The sequence below is a fragment of the Sphingobium sp. HDIP04 genome (genome assembly GCF_000445085.1).
GTDB classification, from domain to species: Bacteria; Pseudomonadota; Alphaproteobacteria; order Sphingomonadales; family Sphingomonadaceae; genus Sphingobium; species Sphingobium indicum.
The window spans coordinates 62,501-65,230 of record NZ_ATDO01000073.1 but is presented as its reverse complement, the minus strand read 5'-3'; the positions used below and the strand labels follow the sequence as shown (position 1 = coordinate 65,230).

2 rRNA genes (1 of these 2 running past the window's edge) are annotated in these 2,730 nt (G+C 54.0%); both read right to left on the bottom strand.

Annotated elements, in window-relative coordinates:
• Positions 1 to 33 precede the first annotated feature (33 nt).
• Positions 34 to 148, bottom strand: a 5S ribosomal RNA gene (rrf, locus tag L286_RS32215).
• Positions 149 to 291: 143 nt separating this feature from the next.
• Positions 292 to 2,730 (bottom strand): 23S ribosomal RNA (locus L286_RS32210) (it continues 357 nt past the right edge of the window).

Here is a 2,730-nt window from a genome sequence, read left to right as displayed (position 1 = left end):
TGCGAATGGGTTTAATGGAGCGCGAGCTATAATGCCTGGCGACGACCTACTCTTCCGGGGCTTGAGCCACAGTACCATTGGCGCAGACTGGTTTCACGTCCGAGTTCGGGAAGGGATCGGGTGGGTCACAGACGCTATGGTCACCAAGCAATAGAGCTTGCGCTTCGGGTTTTAATCGGTGCCGTGCACTTTTGAGATATGATGTCTGGCATGAGGGTGATCACCGCATCTTTGACGCTGGTTTATTCCAGTGTTGTCATTGATGGTGGGACTCGCTTCTTTGGAGAAGCATTCAAGCGCGAACAGAGCAATTAGGACCGGTTAGCTCCATGCGTTACCGCACTTCCACATCCGGCCTATCAAGGTCGTGGTCTACGACCGCTCGAAGAAATCTTATCTTGAGGGAGGCTTCCCGCTTAGATGCTTTCAGCGGTTATCCCGTCCATGCATAGCTACCCTGCTGCGCCCTTGGCAGGACGACAGGTACACCAGAGGCATGTTCAACCCGGTCCTCTCGTACTAGGGTCAACTCCTCTCAAATTTCGACGCCCACGGCAGATAGGGACCAAACTGTCTCGCGACGTTCTGAACCCAGCTCACGTACCACTTTAATTGGCGAACAGCCAAACCCTTGGGACCTGCTCCAGCCCCAGGATGTGATGAGCCGACATCGAGGTGCCAAACGATTCCGTCGATATGAGCTCTTGGGAATCATCAGCCTGTTATCCCCGGCGTACCTTTTATCCGTTGAGCGATGGCCCTTCCACGAGGGACCACCGGATCACTATGACCGACTTTCGTCTCTGCTCGACTTGTCAGTCTCGCAGTCAGGCGGGCTTATGCCATTGCACTCTAACAGACGGTTTCCAACCGTCCTGAGCCCACCATCGCGCGCCTCCGTTACTCTTTAGGAGGCGACCGCCCCAGTCAAACTACCCGCCACAGAGGGTCCCTGCACCGGATAACGGTGCGAGGTTAGACATCAGAAAACAACAGGGTGGTATTTCACCTATGGCTCCACGAGGGCTGGCGCCCTCGCTTCAAAGCCTCCCACCTATGCTACACAGTTCTTTCCTAATGCCACTCTGAAGCTGCAGTAAAGGTGCACGGGGTCTTTCCGTCTAACCGCGGGTACTCCGCATCTTCACGGAGAATTCAATTTCGCTGAGCATATCCTGGAGACAGTGGGGAAGTCGTTACGCCATTCGTGCAGGTCGGAACTTACCCGACAAGGAATTTCGCTACCTTAGGACCGTTATAGTTACGGCCGCCGTTTACCTGGGCTTCAATTCAGAGCTTGCACTCCTCCTCTTAACCTTCAGGCACCGGGCAGGCGTCAGGCCCTATACGTCGTCTTGAAGCCGACTTAGCAGAGCCCTGTGTTTTTGCTAAACAGTCGCTACCCCCTGGCCTGTGCCCCCCATCAGAGCTTGCGCTTAGATGGGGCCTCCTTCTTCCGAAGGTACGGAGGCAATTTGCCGAGTTCCTTCAGGATACTTCTCTCAAACGCCTTGGTATACTCTACCATTCCACCTGTGTCGGTTTAGGGTACGGTCTATACGGAGGGGCTATTTCCTGGGACAGTTTCCCTGCCTGGACCAATCCAATAAGGCCAGACAAGTTGCACCATCCGTCACACACCTCCAGGCCCACGAATATTAACGTGGTTCCCATCGACTACCCCCTTCGGGCTCGTCTTAGGGGCCGGCTTACCCTGCTCAGATTAGCTTTAAGCAGGAACCCTTGGAATTTCGGCGAGAGGGCATCTCACCCTCTTAATCGCTACTCATGTCTGCATTCGCACTTCCGATACCTCCACGGTCGGTTACCCTCCCGCTTCAACGGCCTACGGAACGCTCCGCTACCGCTCAGTCAAAAGACTGAACCCTAAGCTTCGGTGCACGTCTTGAGCCCCGTTACATCTTCGCCGCAGGATCTCTTGTTTAGACCAGTGAGCTGTTACGCTTTCTTTAAAGGATGGCTGCTTCTAAGCCAACCTCCTGGTTGTTTTGGAAATCCCACATGCTTTCCCACTTAGACGTGACTTGGGGACCTTAGCTGTAGGTTAGGGCTGTTTCCCTTTTGACGACGGACCTTAGCACCCGCCGTCTGTCTGCCGGACTAGACTCGTTGGTATTCGGAGTTTGGTTAGTATTGGTAGATCTCGCGACCCCCGCAACCATCCAGTGCTCTACCCCCAACGGCAATCATCCGACGCTCTACCTCAATAGATTTCGCGGAGAACCAGCTATTTCCCGGCTTGATTGGCCTTTCACCCCTAAACACAACTCATCCGATAATTTTTCAACATTAAACGGTTCGGCCCTCCAGTGCGTGTTACCGCACCTTCAGCCTGGTCATGCCTAGATCGCCGGGTTTCGGGTCTAATGCATCATACTCAGTCGCCCTATTCAGACTCGCTTTCGCTGCGCCTACACCTAACGGCTTAAGCTTGCATGATACACTAAGTCACAGACCCATTATGCAAGAGGTACGCTGTCAGGCTTCAAGAGCCCTCCAACTGCTTGTAGGCATCCGGTTTCAGGTACTGTTTCACTCCCCTCATCGGGGTGCTTTTCACCTTTCCCTCACGGTACTGGTTCGCTATCGGTCATGTACGAGTATTTAGGCTTGGAGGGTGGTCCCCCCATGTTCAGACAGAGTTTCACGTGCTCCGCCCTACTCAAGTCCTGATATTGCGCTTTCGCATACGGGGCTGTCACCCGCTAT